12 protein-coding genes are annotated in these 22,130 nt (G+C 32.9%); all 12 read left to right on the top strand.

Going from position 1 to position 22,130, the window contains the following annotated elements; genetic code table 11:
• The first annotated feature begins 39 nt into the window (after nt 1-39).
• Nucleotides 40-2,109, top strand: a complete 2,070-nt coding sequence (locus Q0870_RS04305) for a BNR-4 repeat-containing protein (RefSeq protein WP_298551430.1) — start codon at nt 40-42, stop codon at nt 2,107-2,109.
• A gap of 7 nt (nt 2,110-2,116) precedes the next feature.
• On the top strand, nt 2,117-3,970 hold the full coding sequence (locus tag Q0870_RS04300) for a DUF5060 domain-containing protein (protein ID WP_298551428.1): 1,854 nt from the start codon (nt 2,117-2,119) through the stop codon (nt 3,968-3,970).
• Between the two features lie 140 nt (nt 3,971-4,110).
• Entirely contained in the window at nt 4,111-4,890 is a 780-nt protein-coding gene (locus tag Q0870_RS04295; protein WP_298551426.1) for a hypothetical protein, read from the top strand.
• Between the two features lie 18 nt (nt 4,891-4,908).
• Nucleotides 4,909-6,267: a family 43 glycosylhydrolase gene (locus Q0870_RS04290; protein WP_298551425.1), complete on the top strand. Its 1,359-nt coding sequence runs from the start codon at nt 4,909-4,911 to the stop codon at nt 6,265-6,267.
• A gap of 6 nt (nt 6,268-6,273) precedes the next feature.
• Nucleotides 6,274-8,538 (top strand): glycoside hydrolase family 3 N-terminal domain-containing protein, encoded by a 2,265-nt coding sequence (locus Q0870_RS04285; RefSeq protein WP_298551424.1) that lies wholly within the window; start codon nt 6,274-6,276, stop codon nt 8,536-8,538.
• A gap of 9 nt (nt 8,539-8,547) precedes the next feature.
• Nucleotides 8,548-9,675 (top strand): glycoside hydrolase family 88 protein, encoded by a 1,128-nt coding sequence (locus tag Q0870_RS04280; RefSeq protein ID WP_298551423.1) that lies wholly within the window; start codon nt 8,548-8,550, stop codon nt 9,673-9,675.
• Between the two features lie 149 nt (nt 9,676-9,824).
• Nucleotides 9,825-13,829, top strand: a complete 4,005-nt coding sequence (locus Q0870_RS04275; RefSeq protein ID WP_298551422.1) for a hybrid sensor histidine kinase/response regulator transcription factor — start codon at nt 9,825-9,827, stop codon at nt 13,827-13,829.
• Between the two features lie 166 nt (nt 13,830-13,995).
• Nucleotides 13,996-14,766, top strand: coding sequence for a T9SS type A sorting domain-containing protein (locus Q0870_RS04270; RefSeq protein ID WP_298551421.1), 771 nt, complete (start codon nt 13,996-13,998; stop codon nt 14,764-14,766).
• 140 nt (nt 14,767-14,906) lie between these two features.
• A complete protein-coding gene (locus tag Q0870_RS04265) occupies nt 14,907-16,508 on the top strand; it encodes a heparin lyase I family protein (protein WP_298551420.1) in 1,602 nt (533 codons plus the stop codon).
• A gap of 639 nt (nt 16,509-17,147) precedes the next feature.
• A complete protein-coding gene (locus Q0870_RS04260) occupies nt 17,148-18,032 on the top strand; it encodes a T9SS type A sorting domain-containing protein (protein ID WP_298551419.1) in 885 nt (294 codons plus the stop codon).
• Between the two features lie 305 nt (nt 18,033-18,337).
• On the top strand, nt 18,338-18,505 hold the full coding sequence (locus tag Q0870_RS04255; protein ID WP_298551418.1) for a hypothetical protein: 168 nt from the start codon (nt 18,338-18,340) through the stop codon (nt 18,503-18,505).
• A 126-nt stretch (nt 18,506-18,631) separates the two neighbouring features.
• A complete protein-coding gene (locus Q0870_RS04250; protein WP_298551417.1) occupies nt 18,632-22,090 on the top strand; it encodes a glycosyl hydrolase in 3,459 nt (1,152 codons plus the stop codon).
• The last annotated feature ends 40 nt before the right edge of the window (nt 22,091-22,130 follow it).

Below are 22,130 nucleotides of genomic sequence, written 5' to 3'. Positions count from 1 at the left end.
GTAAGTTTTGTGTAAGAACAAAGACATATTAATAAAAAAATGAAAAAGTACTACTTAGGGTTATATTTGGTATTAGTGTTTTGTTCTTTAGTTGAAGCTCAAAAACAACTAGCTGCTAACTTAGATGAATCTACTGTCGTTGCCAACAATGGATTGTATTTTGATGGAGTAAAGGGCGTAGCCTATCAATTTTCACCACGTATTACACCTCATGGTGATTGTATAGATGTTGTAAATGGTTATGTGTTTGTTACATGGTACAAAGGTGGTATGGATAAGCGTAACTTAATGCTTTCTAGGAAAAACTTAAATGTAGCAAATTCAAGTTGGGTTACCATAGAATTTCCTCATCAGCATGTGGGTTTTCGAGGAACTGATCCAACAAAAGGAGATTCCCACAATACCGCTGCTATAGGTGTAAGCACTATAGATAATACAATTCATATTATGTATGACATGCATGCCTATAGCTCATCATCATTGCCAAACGACTTTTTTAATTACTCAGTATCTTTGAAAAATAAAGCTTTTGTGCCGGATAGTGAGTTTACTTTAGATATTTTTAATCCAAAGCAAAATTATTTAAAACAAGGTGAAAACTATGAAAGAATAACCTATCCAATGATTCATAGAGCTGATGATGGAAGTTTAGTTACCCGTTATAGAGTAGGAGGTTCAGGTAATGGTGATATTTTTATGGCACACTATGATGGAAATGTATGGACAGACAATTGGTTATTTCATGATGGTTCAATTCCTTTGCCTAATAGAAATAATATGTACGGAGGTGAACGTTTTTTAAATGGTAAATTTTTTAGTGGTTTTGCTATTAGGTATGCTAATAATACAAGTGCTAATCCAACTAATGGGTATTCTATTAATAGTGGTTTGTATTATGCTTATACTAATGAAGTACCCAAAAATCAATCAAGTCAATGGTTTAACGTAAATAACCAAGCGATTACATTGCCAATACGGAATAATATAGACGAAAATTTAGATCCAGTTAAAATTGCAGAACCAGGAGACGATTATGGTACGGCAACGTTCCCTAGAACAACTTCAGATCCTGCTTGGACAGTTACAGAGAATGAAGCAATACATTTTATAACACGTGTAGATAATAGAAATGTTCACTATTATAGGGCTTCTGGTACTACTGAGTTTTTAAGTAGTGTTGATGGATTAATACCTAACCCAAGCGTTAGAGGTGAAATTTATAGTTATAAAAGCCATGTGTTTATGGTGGAGCTTTTGGGTGGTAAGGTAAATATTAAAACTACTTTGGAAGATGATAGTGATTGGAAAATAATTTATACAGGAACTGCTAGTGAAAGTTTTATGCATTTTGATGCTTTTGTACAAGATGATAAACTCTATGTATATTTAATGCAACTAGCTGGTGGCGATGCTCGCCCGTTACATGTACAAGTATTTACCCTTTCAGAAGAGGATATTCCTGTTGTTGAAGTTCCTGATTACTTACTAGAGGCAGAAGATTATATAACAGCATCGTCTGATATAGTGGTAGGTACAAACTCTAGTGCTTCAGGAGGTGAATATATAGATTCATTTGCCAAAGATCAATTTTTGGAATATAGATTTCAAGTGACTCAAGCGGGTCTATATAATTTAGTACTGTTTGTAGCGGTTAGAAACAGGGATGATTCAACTATGGATGTTACAGTGAACGGGCAATTGTATGATAATGTATTAATGGAAAAAACTGGAGATTGGAATGTTTATGGGCAGAATACAATTCCTAATGTTGAATTAACTCTGGGTGAAAACGTAATAAGGTTAAAGCAGGAACGCTCACTATCTAGCGAACCAGATAAGCTGGAATTATTTTTGAAAACACCTTTGAGCGTTAACTCGTTTAACCAAAATGACGTTGCTGTTTACCCTAATCCAAGTGAAGGTGTTTTCAATATTCAATCTAATATTAAAAACCTTGAATATACTTTAGTTAATATACAAGGACAAATTTTGGATAAGGGTAAAGTTTTACAAAACCAAGTTGATTTTTCAAAGTTTAGTCAAGGTGTTTATTTTCTAAAGTTAACCAATAATAATGATAACTTAGTAAAGCGGATAGTAATAAAATAAATAGTCAATGAATAAATTCGTCTATCTTCTCTTTTCGTTATTTTTTGTGTTAAGTACTTGTGAGAAATACGAAGAGGTAGTAATAGAAGGCGAGCTAAAAAAATGGCACAGAATTGTTCTTAACTTCGAAGGACCCCAGACTAGTGAGCTAAATCAAGTAAATCCATTTCTGAATTACCGTTTAGATGTAATCTTTAAAAAAGGAGATAAAACTTATGAAATTCCAGGGTTTTATGCAGCCGATGGTAATGCTGCTGAAACAAGTAGTAGTTCTGGAAATATTTGGCAAGTGCGTTTTACACCAGATGGTATTGGTGAATGGACTTACTCCGTTTCTTTTAAAAAGGGAGACAATATAGCTGTGTCTGATGATTTAAGAAAAGCCTCTAGTGCAGGTTTTATGGATGGTCAATCTGGAAAATTCACAATCTCTGAATCTGATAAAAAAGGAAAAGATAATCGTGCTAAAGGTAGGCTTCAATATATTGGTGAATCGTATTTAAAGTTTGCCGAAAGTCAAAAATACTTCATAAAATTAGGTGTTGATGCTCCTGAGAATTTATTAGCATATACAGATTTTGATGTTTCTACAAATGCACTAGGTTTTCAAAAAGCATGGGAACCACATGCAAAAGACTTTGATGAAAGCGGAATACAATATTTGTGGCAAGAAACTAAAGGAAAAAACCTTTTAGGTGCTATTAATTATTTAGCGAGCGAAGAGCTTAATGTGTTTTCATTTTTAACCTTTAACATAGATGGTGATGATAGAAATATATTTCCACACCTATTGAAAGTTCCAGTTGAAGATTATGAAACCTATGCCAGTATAAAGAAAAATAAAGAAGCATGGGAAACCATGTTTCATAAAACAAGATTTGATGTTTCAAAGTTAGATCAGTGGGAACGTATTTTCGAATATGCCGAAACAAAAGGCATATTTCTACATTTTAAAACACACGAAACTGAGACAGACCATTTAATGGATAAAGGTGTTTTTGGAACGGAAGGTAAATTGTACTACAGAGAATTAATTGCAAGGTTTGGTCATCACTTATCCATGAATTGGAATTTAGGTGAAGAAAATAATCAACCAATTGAAGAGGTTGTTAAAGTAGCCAATTATGTTTCAAAGTTAGATGCTTATAACAGTCATTTAGTTATTCATACATTTCCGAATAAAGACGATAGGTATGCAGAATTAATAGGAGACCAATCCCCCTTAACAGGAGCTTCTTTGCAATTGCGAGACCCTGAGTTTGTAGATGTACATCCAAGAGTTTTAAAATGGCGAGAAAAATCAAACGCTACAGGTAAAAAATGGGCACTATCAGTTGATGAACCAGGAAAAGCCAATATTGCCTTGTTACCTGATGATGAAGACCCTGAACATAATTTTGCAAGATCTAGAGCGATGTGGGGAACGCTTATGGCAGGTGGTTATGGTGTAGAATGGTATTTTGGATATGCAAGTCCAAACTCAGATTTAACATGTCAAGATTTTAGGAGTCGTGATTTATTCTGGGATCAAAACCGGTATGCATTACAGTTTTTTAATAAGTATATCCCGTTCTGGGAGATGGAACCTAGTGATGCTTTAGTAATAGATGATACTTCATATTGCTTGGCTAAAGAAGATCAAGTTTATGTCGTCTATGCTGAATCTGTAGTTGATAGTTTGGAAATTGATTTAGGGAATTCTAATTATACATTTAAAATCAAATGGTTTGATCCAAGAAATGGTGGGAGCTTACAAGATGGTTCTATTACTTCAGTTGAAGCTAATGGTAATGTTGTAGTATTAGGGATGCCTCCTTTGTCCTATGATAAGGATTGGGTTGTTTTAATAAAAAAAGAATGAGTTGGTCTTTGGATTTTAACTCATGTTTAAGGAGATATATCATTTTCGGCATAGTACAGGATAGGTGTCAAGTAATCATATTTTATATTTAAACATTGAAAAATTTTATTGAATTTACATTAGAAAGCAAAGTAGTGAAAATGAAAAAATCCAAGAGTAATATATTAATTTTTATTTTATGTTTTAACTTAACTGCTATCGCTAGTTCCTGTTCAAATAATTCAAATGATGAGTCCGAAGAAATAATGGAAACGGATAAAGAAGAAGATGAAGAGGAGGAAGAAGAAGTAGAGCAAGTTGATACCTGTGTATCTGGTAAATTATTTATTGAGAAAGATGGTCTTGTTCGTGTAGATATTGAAAACCCTAGCGCTACAGCCAATGGCTGGACAATAACTAGGGCTTTGGCAGGCTTTAAAGGCGATGGATATTTAGTTTGGACTGGGGCAGATAATTTTAATAATCCGGGGCAAGGATTAATTAAGTTCTCTATAAAAATAAATACACCTGGAACTTATCAATTTGTTTGGAACTCTAGAATAACCACAGGCAATAGTAATACAGAACATAATGACTCTTGGTTAAGAATTAAAGGAGATGATTTTTACGGAGAGAAGTTAAATACTGGGCTACGCGTATATCCAAGAGGTTCAGGGAAAACACCAAACCCAGAAGGGTCTAGTAAAGATGGATGGTTTAAAATATATATGAATAGATTGGGAGAATGGTTTTGGAGATCATCTACAAATGATAATGATCCGTATGATGTTTTTGTAACATTTGATAATGCAGGAACTTACGATGTTGAAATTTCTGGGCGTTCAAGGTCGCATGCTATAGATCAATTTGTACTATTTAAAACAGATAGAACACTAGAACAGGCCAAAGTTGCTAACTTCAGCGAAATAACATGTAAATAAGCAAACATGTTTAAGAATATGAATAAACAGCTATTTAAAGTAGTATTATTTGGATGTATAGTGTTTACTTATGCTCAAAATCCAATAGTGCCAAATAAAGGATTAAACGATCCGCATATTCATATTTTTAACGATACCGCATACGTTTACGCATCACATGATAAGTCTATAAATAATGATAAATTTATCATGGAAGATTGGTGGATTTGGTCATCACCAGATTTGGTAAATTGGACAAAACGTAGTGTGTTAAATCCTAAAAATACATACTTAGGAAAAGACTTTACAAGATGTTGGGCTACAGATGTAGGCTATAAAAACGGAAAATATTATTGGTATTTTTCTGAAGGGAATGATCAAACAGGGGTTGTAGTAGGCGATACTCCAGTTGGGACTTGGAAAGACGTTTTAGAAAAACCATTATTAGATAGTACATTAACGCCAACCCATGAATATGATATGGCAATTTTTGAGGATAACGGCACGCACTATATCATTTTTGGTGTTTGGGACTATTATATAGCAAAACTTAATGATGACATGATAAGTTTAGCTGAAACACCAAAAAAAATAACTATAAATAACCCGAGAGGACCCTACAATCCTGATGGTAGTAATACAAAAATGCCAACTGATGATAAACCATTTGTACACAAATACAATGGTAAATACTATTTGTCTTGGGGCTGTTTTTATGCCATGTCTAACGATGTTTATGGGCCCTACGATTATAAAGACACTGTAATAAAAGAAGAAAGTTTTGCACAAGGATATGAAGCTCCAACGTGGCCTAATGGATTTTTACAAGGACGCCATGGTAGTTTTTTTGAGTGGCATAACCAATGGTATTACGTATATTGTGATATCAGTCAAACTGGAAATCGCTATTTTAGAGATAGTTTTATAAGTTACGTGCATTATAAAGCTAATGGTGAAATGGCAACGATAAGAGTTGATGGTGTTGGTGTGGGCAATTATAATGCAAATGCTACTATTGAGGCTGAAGATTTTTTCAAGTCTAATGATGTAGCAAAAGTTGAAAATACCAAAGGCGGATTTTCAATAGAACCAACCGAAGGTTTAAGCTACGTTGTCTATCCAAATATTAAGAATTTAAGTAACGTAACTACTTTAGAATTAGAAGTTATTGCAAAAGCAGCACTACAAATAGAAGTGAGAGAAAATGATGCTAATGGTATACTCTTGTTTACTTGTAATGTGCCTAAAAATGAAATTTATACCTTTCAAAAAAGAAACTTTACAACTAAAAATATAAAAGATAATCAGTCGTTGTGCTTTGTGTTTAAAGGCGTAAACCAACAATCTTTCAAACTAAACCGATTCAAATTTAAAACTAACAATCAAACAAATAATTAAAAACTAATGAAGAAATTATTTTTTATAGCCGTATTATTAATTGTAGTGTCATGTAATACAAAGGCATCTAGTTCTGCCGATTATAAAGATGCGTCCTTATCAATTGATGAGCGTGTAGAAGCATTATTGCCAAAGTTGTCACTTGAAGAGAAAGTGGCTCAAATGCGAATTTTTCATGCTAATATTGGTACAAAACCTGATGAAAACGGCAACTTAAAACTTTCTGATAAAGTTATAGAAAAGCTAAAGTTGGGTATTGCAGGTATTAAAAACCCAGGAGAGCATATTGATGCTGTTGCTGCTGCTAAACTGAACAATGAACTTCAAAAATACATTATAGAAAACAACCGTTGGGGTATTCCTGCATTATTCGTTACAGAATCATATAACGGTGTAGATGCCGAAGGTTGTACTAAGTTTGGTCGCCCAATGACGTCTGCAGCATCATTCAATCCAGATTTAGTGCGACGCCAGTGGGATGTTGTAGGTAGAGAAGCACGATTAAGAGGCATGCATATGTGCCACTCTCCAGAAGCAGATATTGTTCGCGATCCACGTTTTGGACGCATGAGTGAGGCGTTTGGAGAAGACACCTATTTAACAACGCAAATGGTTAAAAATGCCATAATTGGTGTGCAAGGTAATTACGAAGGTTTAGGAAACGGAACACATATTGGTGCCGTAGCAAAACACTTTGCAGGGTACGGGCAAGTATTAGGAGGCTCTAACTTTGCAGCCATTGAAATTTCTGAAAGAACATTAATTGATGAAATTTATCCACCGTTTGAAGCGGCAGTAAAAGAAGCAAAAACCTTAGGTGTTATGGCATCTCATGGCGATTTAAACGGTGTGGCAAGTCATGGTAATCCAGAATTACTAACGGGCGTATTACGGGACCAATGGGGGTTTGAAGGTTACGTGGTGTCAGATTCTAACGATATCGCACGCTTGTATTATTTTATGAATGTGGCAGAGTCTCCAGAAGCCGCAGCACAAATGGGCTTAGAAGCAGGAATAGATATTGATTTATATGCTGAAGATTCTTATGCGTACTTACCAGAAATGGTAAAAGATAATCCAGATCTAGAAAAACTAATAGATAGATCTGTAAGACGTGTACTAAGAACAAAATTTATTTTAGGATTGTTCGATAATCCTTACATCGATATTGAAGCGGTTAAAAAAGGAGTAAGAGCTGAGTCGTCTTTAGAATTAGCTAAAGAGTCAGATTTAGAGTCTGTTATCTTATTAAAGAATGAAAATAAAGCCTTGCCATTATCAAAAAACAAGTCTTTAAAAGTGGCATTATTAGGGCCGCTATTAAATGAAGATACAAAACAAATGTTTGAGTCTGCAGCAGGTTCCAATATAAAATTTATTGCAGAAAAAGGCTTTCAATTAACCAATCAAAAAGGTGGTGCACCAGAGCTTTTAGAAAGAGATCCAAAGGCCATTGCCAGTTTGGTGAATAAAGCGAGGTCTGCCGATGTATCTATATTGTTTTTAGGAGGCGATAAGTACACCGCTAAAGAAGCTTATTTTAGCAGCAGTACTTTAGGAGACCGCGCTACGATAGACCCTGTAGGGCCTCAAGACGAGTTGGTTGAAAAAATTAAAGCCTTAGGAAAACCAGTAATTGTAGTATTAAAACATAGAAGAACATTATCTATAAATGCCATTTCTGAACATGCAGATGCTATTTTAGACACTTGGGATTTAAGTGAATTTGGAGATCATTCTACAGCAAGAATCATCTTTGGAGAGGTGTCGCCATCAGGTAAATCACCTGTAACAATTCCAAGATCTATTGGGCAATTGCCATACCATTATAGCATGAAAGAAATCAACTATAAAAAAGAATATTTATTTTTGGGTAAAGGGCCGTTATATCCTTTTGGTCATGGGTTAAGTTATGGCGATTTCAAATATTCAGATATTGCAATTTCAAATGCAGAAATAACACCAGATACTGAGTTAGAAGTTAGCGTAAAAGTCACTAACAATGGTAGCGTTAAAGCCAAAGAAGTGGTGCAAATGTATATTAAAGATGAAATTGGTTCAGTAACAAGACCAGACAAAGAACTCAAAGCCTTTGAGAAAATAGAACTAGACGCTGGAGAAAGTAAAACGGTTTCTTTCACCATAACACCAAAAATGTTAGAGTTTACTGGTATTTCAATGAAAAAAGTTTTAGAAGCAGGAGACTATACTGTAAAAGTGGGTACCTCTTCACAAGAATATTTAGAAACAACATTCAAACTAAAAAAATAATACTAAAAAATGAATAAAACAATTTTAACACTTCTAGCAGTTGTATTATTATTCAATTGTTCTACAGCTCAAAAAGTTACTGAAACACAAGCAATTGATAAAACTCAAATAAAAGCATCTATGATCGATGCTTTAGAGTGGCAAGAAGCACACCCAATTATTGCTCTTGCACCTACCGATTGGACTAACGGTGCCTATTACACAGGCGTGGTTAGAGCCCACAAAGCCACAAAAGATATGATGTATATGGCGGCTTTAAAAAACCAAGGGTATTGGAACAACTGGAACACGCTTGATCGTGTACACCATGCAGACGATGTAGCTATTTCGTATAGCTATTTGTATATAGATATGACAGACCGTAGAAAGAATTTTGTAGATCTAGAACCTACAAAAAAATTCTTAGACGCGCATTTATACGAAGACGATAATTGGAAAGCCGGAACCGATAAATCAAAATACGGAAGAACCATTTTATGGTGGTGGTGCGATGCCTTATTTATGGCACCGCCAGTATTAAACCTGTATGCAAAACACACCAATCAACCTAAGTATTTGGATGATATGCATAAGTTTTACATGGAAACTTATAACCAATTGTATGATGAAGAAGAGCGGTTATTCGCAAGAGATATGCGTTTTGTTTGGACAGGGTCAGAAAAAGATAGTAAAGAGCCAAACGGCAAAAAAGTATTCTGGTCTCGCGGAAACGGTTGGGTTATTGCAGGTTTAGCTCTAATTCTAGACGATATGCCGGCAGACTATAAGCACCGTCCGTTTTACGAAAAACTATATAAAGATATGGCCGCAAAAATGTTAGAAATTCAACCAGAAGATGGGCTGTGGAGAACAAGTTTACTAAGTCCAGAATCCTATAATCATGGTGAAGTAAGCGGCAGTGGTTTCCACACGTTTGCCTTAGCCTGGGGTATCAACAACGGTTTGTTAGATAAAAAACATAAGCCAGCAGTTATTAAAGCTTGGAACGCTATAGCAAAATGCCAGCACGACGATGGTCGTGTAGGTTGGGTGCAAAATATCGGCGCATTTCCAGAGCCAGCATCGGCAGATTCTTGGCAAAATTTTGGAACAGGTGCCTTTTTAATGGCAGGTAGTGAGATTTTGAATTTAGATTGAGTTAAATAATAACTAGATTTTGAGAATAATTACTATAAATCGAGGGCTATTAGTCCTCGATTTTTTTATATTAAATCAATTTTAAATAATTAAATGCTTTATTGATAAAGATGCCTAAATCGTTCACTGTTATATTTATTTTTCTATTCATGCGCTTTGTTTCAGCTCAAAACGACATGTATAAGTTTAGTCATATAACTGATGTTGATGGGTTGTCTCAAAATTCGGTGGTGGCTATTCATCAAGATAGATTAGGTCAAATATGGTTTGGAACTAGAGATGGTTTAAATAAATATGATGGTGAAGAATTTACGGTTTATAGACACCAAAAAGATAATAAATCATCCATTAGTAACAATGGAGTGCTTTGTATAGAAGGTGATAGTCGTGGGTTTATCTGGGTGGGTACATCTTTTGGATTGAATAGATATAACCCTAAAAAAAATGCTTTTAAAACATATTTTTTAAATGACAAAGCAAGGTTTTTAGGAAATAATATGATTAAAGTAATTAAAGAAATATCTAATCATGAAATTTGGATAGTGTCTTCAAGCGGAGTTTCTATCTACAATAATAAAACAGATAAGTTTTATACAATTTTAAAAAAGAATAATATAACTTCTATTCTTGAAACGAAATCTGGTATTCTGTTAATTGGGACAACAAAGGGGTTGTTAAGGTTGTCAGATAAAGAAAACGGTAATTATCAATTTGAAAATATTATTGGTACAGAATCATTATTTGTTCAGGATATGGTAGAAACTGCTGGGGGGAATATATTGCTTGGAACCCAAATGAATAGTGTTTTAAAGTATGATATTTCCAAAAATAATATTCAATCTTACTTTGAGAAGTCTCTAATAAAAGACAAAAATAAAAATGTTAGAAAATTACTTTTTGATGATAATGGAGAACTGTGGATTGCTACTTATAATGGACTCCAAATATCAAATAATCAAAATGATTTAATCGCATTATATAATGATGATAAATCTATAAATGATAATTTCATCAAAACCTTATTTAAAGATAATACAGGTGTAATATGGATTGGTACTTATTATGGAGGTATTAATATTTGGAATGATTTTAATAAGAACTTTATTAATATTAGTCAAAAATCCTCAAAATCAGGTCTTAGTTTTAAGGTAGTTAGTTCAATTGTAAATTACAATAACTTACTTTTTTTTGGTACTGAGGGTGGTGGGATTTCTGTTTTAAATCAAGACACAAATGCTATACAACATATTACCACTAAAAATTCATCAGCGCTTAAAAGTGATAATATTAAATCGCTTTGTGTTACCAATGATGATAAACTTTGGGTTGGTACTTTTACTAACAGTATAGCCATATACAACCTTAAAAAAAAGGCGTTTGAAAAATTACCTTTTTCTAAAAAACTAATTGATTTTTTAGAAAATGTAGGTGTGTTGTCTATTATACAATATGATAATGATAACATCCTAATTGGTACTAACTATAAAGGTTTGGTTAAGTATAATACACGCCAAAATATATTTAAGATATATAACACTAATTCTAAGCCTATTGGGCTTACAAGTAACAATGTTAAAACAATAAAAGTAGATTCAAAAAATAATATTTGGGTTGGCACAATAAGGGGGTTAAACTGTATTTCGCCAAATGAGGAAATTACAAATCATGTATATAAAGCGGATTTGAAAGTTAAGTTTGAAATAAATACCATTTTTGAAGATAACAAAGGAGTGTTGTGGATTGGAACGTTCGAGGATGGACTCTTTAAATTTGAAAATAATCAATTTGAACCTGTTTCTTTGAAAATAGATAAGGTTGAAATTAACGGTATACGAAGTATTGAGGAAGCTGAAAAAGGTAAGTTCTGGATTAGTACCTTTACACAAGGTATTTTAAAATACAACCCTCTTGAAGATGAGATTGAAGCTTATTATTCTAAAAAGGAGGGGCTTGCTAGTAACCAGTTTAATCGAGACGCCAGTTTGCGTATTGGTAAAACACAGTATTATTTTGGCGGTTCCTTTGGAGTAACATATTTTGATGAAAGTAAGTTAACTAAAAACAAATATTCCCCACAGGTAATTATTACAGACTTCAAATTACAAAATGCCTCTGTTGAGGTAGATGGTAAACATCAACTTCTTGAAAATACAATTTCTCATACAAAGTACCTAGAATTAGAATACAATCAAGGAAATTTTAGTTTATCCTATGCAATCCCTAATTTTATTAATGCAGGCAGTAACAGCTACATGTACCGTTTAAAAGGTTTAGAAACAGATTGGGTCATGACTTCTAATAACACAGCAACTTACACAATCCAAAAACCTGGGAGCTATACTTTTGAAGTTAAAGGCATTAATAGTGATGGTGTGGTAAATCAAACCCCAACAGCATTACAAATACATGTAAATCCGGCACCATGGGCAAGTTGGTGGGCTTACACTTTATATCTTGTAGCTATTTGCATTGTCGTGTATTATCTATTTAATACTTTAAAAACAAAAACTAAGCTTAAGCATCAATTAGAATTAGAGCATGTAAAAACGGAACAAATTGAAAAAATAAATAAGTCTAAACTAGAGTTTTTTACAAATATATCTCATGAATTTCGAACACCATTAACGCTTATTCTAGGGCCACTTCAACAAATATTAGAAAATTATAGAGGGAGTAGTCAGATGTACAGAAAACTAAAAGTTGTTGAAAGTAGCTCAAATCAATTATTGCAGCTTATCAATAGATTGATGGATTTTCGAAAGTATGAGAATAAATTGATGAAACTAGAAGCTTCAGAAGGAAATATCGTAAAGTTTATTGAAGAAATATGCTTGTCATTTTCTGAGTATGCTAAGGCTAAAGATTATAAATATAATTTTGCAAAATCATCAGATAATATCAATTTGTACTATGATAGCGCTAAGTTAGAAAGGGTGTTTTATAATTTAATTTCTAATGCATTTAAATATACACCAGATCAAGGAGAAATAAATATTGAAATTATTGAAGATATAGATAAAGTAGTTGTATCGGTCAGCGACACAGGTGTTGGGGTTCCAGAAGAATATGTTGATAAAATTTTTGAACGGTTTTTTGATATTTCTGATCTTAAGGATAGCAAAAACAATAATAAAGGTACTGGAATTGGTTTGTCGATAGTTAAAAGTATAATAGATTTACATAAAGGTAAAATAAGTGTTGCTAACTCTACTAAAACCTCTGGTTCTATTTTTTCGGTAGAACTTTTAAAAGGGAAAGGGCACTTAAATGATAATGATATTGTTAAAAACTTCAAGTTCAGTGAAGATATTTCATTATATGAAAATCAGTTAAAAGAGCAAGATTTAAGTTTTGATGATACCACTATCTTTAAAAATATTCCTTCAGTCGAAAAATCTTCAATTTTAGTAGTTGAAGATAATAAACAACTACGAGGTTTTATGCGTAATCTACTCGAGTTTAATTATAATGTTTACGAAGCTGAAAATGGAAAGGAAGGATTTAAAATAGCAATTAAAGAAGAAATAGACCTTATTGTAAGTGATGTGGTTATGCCCATAACTAGTGGGATAGAATTATGTGCATTAGTTAAGGGAGATATAAGAACCAGCCATATTCCAGTGATTTTATTAACCACTCGGTCTTCCTTAATCTATAAATTAGAAGGATTAGAGCGTGGTGCAGACGATTATATTAGCAAACCATTTAATATAAAAGAGTTTGAATTAAGGATATCAAATGTTTTAAAATCTATTTCTAGATTAAAACAAAAAATGAATGCCAATGAAGTTTTACAGCCAGAGGATCTTGTAATGTCTTCTCTAGATGAAAAACTCTACAAGAAAGCGTTAGATATAATTGAAAAAAACATAAGCAATTCAAATTTCGATATTCCCTATTTTTGCGAAGAATTAGGTGTAAGCAAATCCGTATTATTTACTAAAGTAAAAGCTTGGACAGATTTTACACCCAAACAATTTATTCAGCACATAAGGCTAAAACGTGCTGCTCTTCTTCTTGAGCAAGGTAAAATTAATATTGGTCAAATTAGCCTTAAGGTTGGCTTTAAGGACTCTAAATATTTCAGTCGCATCTTTAAAAGTAAGTTTGGTAAAACTCCTAAAGCGTATTCAGAATCTTTTATCGAATACTAGTAGCCTTTAATTCATAGTTTTTTACTCATTGTGCTATTTTATTAGAATGAGCACCTCCATCAAAGCCTTAAAAAAGGAGTTTTGTCCACTTTTTTAGGAGTTCTACACCCTTCTTTTCTAGTAATTTTATACCATAAAAATTTACTAATTAAAACTATTTAAGATTATGAAAAAAATTACACTGTTTCTTTGTTTATGCTTTGTAACAAGCACTTATGCTCAAGTTGTTGATGGGGGATACTATAGACTAAAAAATAACTTTACGGCTGACGGTACTATATATCTTTCTCACGATGGAGCGCCTGATGGAACAACTAAAGCAATTTCTGCACCAGCAGCAGGGGATAATACTCCTACTGATCCTACAGTATTTCAGTTTGTTGAAATTGGCACATCAGGTAATTATGATATTGTAATTAGCACAGGAGACTACAATTTAAGAGCCAATAACACTACAGCTATAGAGTTAAGAGCCTGGAACGGAAGTGGGTCTACATCTAACCCTGAGATTTGGACTGTTGTTGAATCTCCAAGTACTCCGGGTGTTTATAATATTTTCACTCCTACTACTAGTTCTCCTAGATATTTAGTTTATAACGCTCTCAGTAGCTCCAATCCAGGGGTTATTGGTTATTCAGGTAGCGACTTTACTAGAACCCAATGGATTATTGAACCACCTGTTTTAAGTACAGCCGATTTGGATGAGAGTTCTGTTTTTGTTTCGAATCCTATATTTAGTAGCATAGAGATTAAAGGTTTAACGAGGAATGTTAGTAAAGTAGAGGTGTTTAATTTAGTAGGTAGGTCTCTTTTTGTTGAAAATACTAAAGGAAATTCCTCTGTAAGTATAGATGCAAGTGCTCTTTCCAGTGGAATATACCTTCTTAAGTTTTATGGAGAAACATTTGAATTCACGAAAAAAATTATAAAAAGATAAAACGTTAAAGTATTTTTTTTCAATGATGGAAGCGGTTTGATGTTATATGCATCAAACTGTTTTCTGTTATAAAATTATAGAGTATATTTTGTTAAAACTTATTTCATTGCATAAATAGTAAATTGCTAAAAAAAGAAATTATGAAAAATGTCTGTTTTAAAAATCATGCTTGTTCAAATGAATACCGATTATATATTTTTTCGGTTTTTGTTGTAATATTTTTAGCTCAAGAACTAAACGCCCAAGTATTGTGGTATGGAGACCCTAATTTATCTGTAAACGATAATTTTAGAAGGTTGGATCCAAATGGAAATAGTAACCCAACGGGAGACCGCTGTGTTGATGATCCTAATAATCCGCCTTTTGTTACTAAGCCTACAGATCCAGTATATGGGAAATTTTGGCGTATAACAAAGCCTATCTCAAGAAAACGGGCAGAGTTTGCCAGAACCACTGGTGATATTAATTCTTTTGTTCCACAAAAGGCTGGAACATATTATTATGGGTGGCGATGGCGCATAAATGCTACGCCTAATCTAGCTGATGGTGGTATTGCTGTTTTTCAATGGAAAACTGATGAAGGTGGGGACATAAATACAAATAAGCAGAATTATCCGTTTAATATGGAATATGATGGGAGTGTATTGCATTTGAATGCTTTTGGGCCAGCAGAACCCAACTGGAATAGGCCAGGGTCAATCACTCAAAGGCGTACTACACTTTGGCAACAAGCTATACAGGAAGATACATGGGTTACTTTTGTGATTAAGGTAAAAGTTGAAGATACATATGATGGCAATAACAATAGATACGACGGTTATATTGAATTTTGGTTTAACGGAGAGCAACAAACCTTATCTAATATAGATTTTGATGAATATCAAGTGGTGCTTGCAAATTCAAATACTAGAGCTTATCATAAAACCTTCGATGGTATTGAAGTTTATCCTAAGTGGGGGGCTTACAATGAAAACGCTTGCGATTTTGAGGTGATAACAGATTTTGATGATATGCGGGTTGCTTCAACATACGCTGAGGCATTACCTAGTAATCCAAATGGCGGAAACCCTAACGGTTTAGAAGGAATTTATAAAATAAAACATAGTGTAACCAGTAAGTATTGGACTGTTGACAATACAAATTCAAATATTATAACTGCAGATGAGATGACACCAGATAGTGCGACGCAAATTTTTGAGGTAAAATCTGTTGGAACTACTGGTTATTATAACATTTCTTGTGCCGATCCTAATTGGGATGCTGTAAGGTTTCATACTACTAATGTTTATCCAACTACAACTTCAACACCAACTACTGATACAAATAACACAAGAATTTTTGAAATTCTTTCGAATGGCTCTGGTGCATATGATATCCATACGCCACAGACTACCACTGGGAGATATGCTTATGACAATTCTGGAGACGTGAATTATACAGGCTCTGCATCAGCTAACACTAAATGGATACTCGAAGATATTAATTCGCTTGGTAGTGAAGATTTTGATAAAAGTTCAATATTCGTTTCCAATCCTGTGGATAATCAAATATTAATTAATGGATTAGACGATAAAGTAAATAAAATTGAAGTGTTTAACATAATGGGTAAATCTATATTAGTGCAAGATGTAAAAAAAGCATCATCAATGCGCATAGACGCTAACACCTTAACTAATGGTTTATACCTTGTTAAGTTTTATGGGAAAACGTCAATATTTACAATAAAATTCATTAAGAGATAGACTCCTAGAGTAGTTTCTTTAGTCTGATAAAAAATTAAATAATTTTTATTTAGTTTACTGATTTATGAATTTTTAAAAATCAAGTCAACACAGGGTGATACTTCAAATTTAGAAAACTAATTTTAGCTTTTATTCCATATCAGAATCCGATTTTTATGTAATTCATCTAGTATTCAGTAAATTGCAGAATACTATAATTTCTTTTTTTTAATATATTCTTTTACTTTTATTTAAAAATAGAAGTCCAGGGCTATCTTTTTAATTTGTCAAAATTATTGTAGTTTCTTGAATATTGAGACTACTAACACCTAAGTTTTTAATACTAATAAAAGAATTTGTAAGAGACGGTGAGTATTTTCATTATTGTTATTAGAAATATTAAGTATTGTTTTTCAACTATATAATATTTTGGTGTGTTTTGTTGTAGGAATAAAATTACTAGTTTTGTAAATAGGCGAAGGTGTTATTGAAATATTATTATTCATTTTTTTTAAATCAAAAAAGTGTAATAAACCTCTGATAATACTATGTATTCAAACTTTTTTATTTAAAAAAATAAGTAGAAGCAGGTTAGTACAGGATACTATAAATAACTAAAAGTTACTATATTGTAGTATTAATTAATATAAAACTAAAATTATGAAAAAAATTACTTTAAAAATTAGTGCATTTTTATTATTTACTATGTTTGCGTTTCAAGTGCAAGCACAGGCAAATTTTACAGGCGATGGTATTTATAAAATTTCAACATCAGGTTTAACACCAAATCTTTACATGACAGTTGACCTTTCTACTGGTGCTATAGTATGGCAGCCAGAAATAACACCTGATGATGAAACACAACTTTGGACTATACAAGGCCATAGGACCCCTGCTTCTGCGGGATTGATGGAAATTACGGGAAACATTACTGGTTTAGGACCCGTTACCATGGCTACAGCTGACGACTCAGCGCATCCAAGTCAAACGCTTATAGCTAGACCTGGTAATCCGGTAAGTGTAGCATACGATGATACAACAGATCCGATTACCTATTCTGGTGATCGTTCTGGTCTAGATCAGTTTCAAAGAAGAAAAGCTAAAGTTAATGCAGAAGGGCTTGCTGATCCTGCTGGGGCTAATCCACCTGGAAATCCAAATAATAATGCACTTTTTCTACAAAATACACTAGGTACTAATTCAAGGTATGGTGTAATTCCAGCTGCAGCAGGTGATGTTGTGACGTTTGATGGCGGAGGTATTGATGTTATACAGTTCCATCTTATATCTCTATTAAGCACTCCAGACTTTGATGCAAGTTCAATATTTGTTTCAAACCCTGTAAATGATGAATTAACTATTAAAGGTCTTCCTTCTAATATTAAACAAATATCTGTATATTCATTACTAGGTCAAGAAGTATTAAGTAGAACAGTAAATTCAGAATCTATTAAGGTTGATGTTAATACTTTAACAAGTGGAATGTATCTTGTAAAAATTTCAAGTGATTCAGGAAGTTTTACTAAGAAAATAGTAAAGCAATAAGAAAATAGTAAATAAAATTTTTACTTAAAAAAAGGCCATTTAATAACATTAAATGGCTTTTTTTTTGGTTATAAATGAATAAACTTTATAGTAAAAATTAGTTTTAGTTACTAACTTTGTCTGCAAATTTTTAAAATTATAATTTGTATAATAAGAAAAGTATAAATAATACTATGCTCAAGTGTTATGTTTTTTTGCTACAAGTCCAAAAGAAATAAAATAAAAAAGTATATATAGTCGTAATTTTAGGGTTAGTATTTTTCTGAAGTAATCGAGATAATGATGCATTAACTTTTGATGTATATTTGGATACAGCTAGCAATCCAATAGTAAAAGTTTCAGAAAATCAAACAGAAATCACTTTTAATGCAGCAAACTTAACTGCGGCAACGACCTATTATTTTAAAGTAGTTGTAAAAGATGTTAATGGAGGAGTAACAATTGGTCAGGTATGGCCTTTTAAAACTCAATAAATATATTGTTGAAAAAATAAGGTAAAGAAAATTGTACGTATAATTTTATTATCAACAAGAGTGTGCAGGATGCTTTTTTGTTAATATTTCTTTTTATTTAGTAAATTTTTTAAAACTATATAAAAGATGAGGTTTCAATTTTTTTTAACACTAGCGTTATTTGTACAATTATCATTTATACAGTGTAAGTCTCCGGTCGAAAAAAAGAAGTCAACAATTAGTTTAAAACAATTAGCTAATGGTTTTACAGCTCCGTCTAAACAATTCCGTCCAGAAACATGGTTTCACATAAACGGAAACAACATTTCTAAAGAGGGTTTAACCCTTGATTTGGAGGCTATAAAAGAAGCAGGACTTCAAGGTATACATTTATTTAATAAGTCAGGACGTCCTTTTCCAAATGTAAAACCAATTAAAATCTTATCCCACGAATGGGAAGATATGATTCGTCATGCGGCTGATGAATGCAGACGTTTAAGCTTAAAATTTACGATGCAAAATTGCCCAGGCTGGTCTATGACTGGAGGTCCTTGGGTACCAGTAGAAGAGGCGCAGCGTGAAATGGTGGAAACCGTTTATAGAATAAAGGGTGGAAAACTCTTTGAGGAAATTCTTCAGTTAGACTCATTATATCATACACCAGATTATAATTATAAAGATATCCAAGTATTAGCTTTTCCAACACCAGAAGGCGATGACATTGAACCTTTTAATCCATTTGAAATAGAAACGAATAATCCTTTGGTTCCATGGGAAGATATATTTAACCCCAATTCAAAAATTATAGTAACTCGTAAAACTACGCAATTAGTTAAACCCTTAAAATCATACAGAAATCAAGGTATTTCAAAAGTTAATGAAACAAATTCTTGGGTTAAAACTATGTTTAAAGAGGCAGTTACTTTACGTTCTATTATGTTTCCTCAAACGCGTCATATGATAATGGGAACAGAATACCCTCAAGTAAATATAGCTATTAAAGTGGAAGCTTTTATTAATGATAAATTAACTACAATAGCAACCGTAAAATTGCCTGATGCTAACTGGAATGATAGGAGAAAACATCTTACGCTTGCTATACCAGAAACCACTTCAAATACTTTTAAGTTTACTTTTGAAGGCCAACATACTATTGCTCCAGAATTTATTCGTTTAAGTCCAAAACCTAAGTTTCATAATCATGAGGCTAAAGCGGCTAAAGTACTAAGGCGTTTACAAAATGATGTAAAGTATGATTATGCCGAAAACACCTTCATTAAATCGAATGCCATTATTAATCTTACCGATAAAATGGATGCTGAGGGTAAGTTAACTTGGGAAGCACCTAAAGGCAATTGGACAGTGGTGCGTTTTGGGCATGTAAACATGCGATTAACAAACAAACCAGCAGTTCCCGAAGCTACTGGTTGGGAATCTAGTAAATTAGATAAAGTTGCAATTGAAAATCACTTGAGAAATGGGATGATTGGTAATTTAATTAAAGATGGAGGTCCTATAGGAGATGGAAAGTTACATGGCTTATTGATTGATAGTTGGGAAAGTCATGTACCCACTTGGACCATGAATTCAGAAGATATGTTCGCTGAATTTGAAAGTAGAAGAGGATATAGCATGAAAACCTATTTGCCTGCAACTATGGGTTACATTGTTCAAAGTCCTGAGATAACAACTAAATTTTTAAGAGATTTACGCCATACCATGGATGAGGTATTTATAGATAATTTCTTTAAGCATTTTGCAACTGTTGCAAATGAGATGGGAGCAGATGTTTATACAGAAGGGGCTGGAGGTGAAGTCTTACCAATAGACCCAATGAGATATTATGGTGTTAGCGATATACCAATGACCGAGTTTTGGTATCCTAAAGCACCTTCTGCTCAAAATGAATATGCTAAACCTGTTTTTAATGCTGCATCTGCAACACATTTGTACAATAAACCGATGTTGGCTGCCGAGGCGGGAACACAATTAGGAGTGCAGTGGAATGAGCATCCATTTACATTAAAATATTTAATAGATTATAATTTTACCAAGGGTATTAATCATTTAGTATTTCACACATTTTCGCATACACCTCAAACCAATGTATTTCCTGGGTCTAGTTTTGGTGGCAATATAGGTTTTCCATTGGTACGCAAACAAACATGGTGGCCTTACATGAAAGATTGGACGGATTACTTGGCACGAAATCAATATATTTTACAACAAGGTGAATACGTTGCTGATGTATTGCGGTATTATGGTGATAATTTTGAAAGACCGCCTTTCGATTTAGATTATTTCCCAAAAGGCTATCGTTTTGATTATTTAAATGCGGAAATATTACAAGATAAGTTGAGTATCGTAAACGGGGAAATTCATGTTGAAGACGCTGGAAATTATAGGGTGATTACACTCAGAGATTCAAAAGACATGTTGTTATCTACAGCTAAAAAACTAAAAGAATTGGTTTTGGCAGGTGCAGTAATTCTTGGAGATAAACCTCAAGACTCTCCAAGTTTAATGGATGATGAAAATGATTTAAAAGAATTATCTCAAATAGCAGATGAATTATGGGCAAATACGATCGAGGGTGTAAAACAAGTTGGTAAGGGAAAGGTATATTGGGGAAAAACACTTGATGACGTTTTAAAAGCAGAACGTATTGAACAAGATGTTATAGTTCCAGATGAATTAAATATAAAATGGATTCATCGAGAAACAACAGATGCTCATATTTATTTTATAGCTTCAAATCACAATAAACCGGTTGACGCTACTTTAAGTTTTAGGCTAAATAATGTCTATCCGCAAATATGGAATGCTTTTAATGGCGAACAACAAGATGCTAAAATTTGGAATGCATCAAATGATAGAACAAATGTAGCTTTATCTTTTCCACCAAGTGGAAGTACAATTGTAGTGTTTCCCAAGGGAAATAAAACCCCTTATGCATCAAAAGTAACTTGTAATAATAAAATTGTTTTAGATTCTAAAACAGGATGGTATAACATTCATGATTTAGAAGATTATTCAAAATTATCTTGGAAAGAAGATGATTATATAGCTTCAAATTCTGGTGAATATGTATTTTATCAAAAAGGAAAAGAAATTAAAAGCGTGGTTAGTATTGAAGAAAAATCACTTCAAAACAACTGGAAATTATCTTTTGAAAATGGTTGGGATACACCAGAAATAATTGAAGTTTCAGAATTAAAATCGCTTACTCAATTGGATAATGATGCAGTAAAACATTATTCGGGAACTATAATATATAGCAAGGTGTTTAATTTAGAAAGTATTAAAAAGCACACGATTTTAAATTTGGGTGACGTTGCAAACATTACAGAGCTTTGGTGTAATGGTAAAAAAGTTGGTGTAAAATGGGCGCCTCCTTTCGAGTTTGATATTTCTAATTTAGTGAAAGTTGGAGAAAATCAGTTGGAAATTAAAGTTACCAATACGTGGCGTAATCAGCTTATTTTTGATAATTCTCGCCCTAAAGCAGAAAAAAAGACTTGGACGACAAACCCTCCTAAAAAAAATGAAAAAAATCTTGATAAATCAGGCTTAATTGGTCCAGTGGTTTTAAGGTCTATCAATTAAACAAAAGCATAGTTTGTATAATTAAGAAAACTTTCATCCA

The organism is uncultured Algibacter sp., from assembly GCF_947487575.1.
Lineage (GTDB): Bacteria > Bacteroidota > Bacteroidia > Flavobacteriales > Flavobacteriaceae > Algibacter_B.
This window is presented reverse-complemented; position numbering and strand designations above follow the sequence as displayed.

What these genes read in the sequence shown, in the direction of transcription:
- Q0870_RS04260 (WP_298551419.1), top strand. Translation starts at nt 17,148, where the DNA reads ATGAAAAAAATTACTTTAAAAATTAGTGCATTTTTATTATTTACTATG.
- Q0870_RS04290 (WP_298551425.1), top strand. Translation starts at nt 4,909, where the DNA reads ATGAATAAACAGCTATTTAAAGTAGTATTATTTGGATGTATAGTGTTT.
- Q0870_RS04295 (WP_298551426.1), top strand. Translation starts at nt 4,111, where the DNA reads ATGAAAAAATCCAAGAGTAATATATTAATTTTTATTTTATGTTTTAAC.
- Q0870_RS04305 (WP_298551430.1), top strand. Translation starts at nt 40, where the DNA reads ATGAAAAAGTACTACTTAGGGTTATATTTGGTATTAGTGTTTTGTTCT.
- Q0870_RS04270 (WP_298551421.1), top strand. Translation starts at nt 13,996, where the DNA reads ATGAAAAAAATTACACTGTTTCTTTGTTTATGCTTTGTAACAAGCACT.
- Q0870_RS04285 (WP_298551424.1), top strand. Translation starts at nt 6,274, where the DNA reads ATGAAGAAATTATTTTTTATAGCCGTATTATTAATTGTAGTGTCATGT.
- Q0870_RS04280 (WP_298551423.1), top strand. Translation starts at nt 8,548, where the DNA reads ATGAATAAAACAATTTTAACACTTCTAGCAGTTGTATTATTATTCAAT.
- Q0870_RS04265 (WP_298551420.1), top strand. Translation starts at nt 14,907, where the DNA reads ATGAAAAATGTCTGTTTTAAAAATCATGCTTGTTCAAATGAATACCGA.
- Q0870_RS04275 (WP_298551422.1), top strand. Translation starts at nt 9,825, where the DNA reads ATGCGCTTTGTTTCAGCTCAAAACGACATGTATAAGTTTAGTCATATA.
- Q0870_RS04300 (WP_298551428.1), top strand. Translation starts at nt 2,117, where the DNA reads ATGAATAAATTCGTCTATCTTCTCTTTTCGTTATTTTTTGTGTTAAGT.
- Q0870_RS04250 (WP_298551417.1), top strand. Translation starts at nt 18,632, where the DNA reads ATGAGGTTTCAATTTTTTTTAACACTAGCGTTATTTGTACAATTATCA.